We start from the raw sequence: 1086 nt of genomic DNA, 5'->3' as shown, positions 1-1086 counted from the left end.
TAGCTGTACTGACCACGGACGTTGTGTCACCGGTCGGCATGGCGGGCTGACATGAGGAAGACCTCCGTGTGAGGTGTGAAAGCGACCAAGCAAACACATCCACAACGGAGGTCTTCGTGTCCCACGCTAACGCCCCGCTGACTCCGACGGGAAGACTGCGTCTGGCTCGGTGTGTCGTCGTCGACGATTGGGTACCGCGGCGAGCGGCGGAGCGGTTCGGTGTCTCGGTCACCACCGCCCGCAAGTGGGCCCGCCGGTACCGGCAGCTGGGCAAGGCCGGCATGGTCGACCGCTCCAGCCGCCCGCACCACAACCCGACCCAGACGCCGCGGCGGCGGGAACGCCGCGTGCTCGGTCTGCGCGTATCCCGCCGGTGGGGCCCGGCCCGGATCGCCTACCACCTGGGCATGCAACCGTCCACGGTGCACAAGATCCTGTCCCGCTACAGCTGCGTCAGGCTGGCATTCACCGACCCGGCCACCGGCGCGCCCGTCCGGGCGCACACGCGGCGCCCGCGTCGCTACGAGCACGAGGCGCCGGGCGATCTGGTGCATGTGGACATCAAGAAACTTGGCCGCATCCCCGACGGAGGCGGGCACAAGGTCTTGGGCCGGGTGAAGGGAAAGCGTGACCGCAAACGCGGGATGGGCTACTGGTACATCCACAATGCCGTCGACGACCACTCACGCCTGGCCTACAGCGAGCTTCTAGAAGACGAGCGCAAGGAGACCGCGGCCGCGTTCTGGCACCGGGCCCACGCCTACTTCGCCGACGCCGGGATCACCGTGCGGCGGGTGCTGACCGACAACGGCTCCTGCTACCGCTCCCACGCCTTCGCCGAGGCCCTCGGAGGCAATATCACACACAAGCGCACCCGCCCGTACCGCCCGCAGACCAACGGCAAGGTCGAGCGCTACAACCGCACCATGCTCGAAGAATGGGCCTACGCCACCGCGTACGTCAGCGAATCCGACCGCGCGGCTCGCCTACCCGCATTCCTGCACCACTACAATTTCCACCGCGGCCACACCGCGCTACGAGGCGCCTCACCCGCAGACCGCGTACACAACCTGCGTGGGCAGTACA

1 protein-coding gene is annotated in these 1086 nt (G+C 67.9%); it reads left to right on the top strand.

The window, feature by feature from the left end:
* Positions 1-116 precede the first annotated feature (116 nt).
* Positions 117-1086: IS481 family transposase (locus L8M95_RS17475; RefSeq protein ID WP_260487315.1), on the top strand; the 970-nt coding region annotated here is incomplete at its 3' end.

Source organism: Dietzia sp. B32, assembly GCF_024732245.1.
In the GTDB taxonomy this organism is placed as follows: domain Bacteria; phylum Actinomycetota; class Actinomycetes; order Mycobacteriales; family Mycobacteriaceae; genus Dietzia.
Note: the sequence above shows the minus strand (reverse complement) of the source record. Positions and strands in the feature narration are given on the sequence as shown.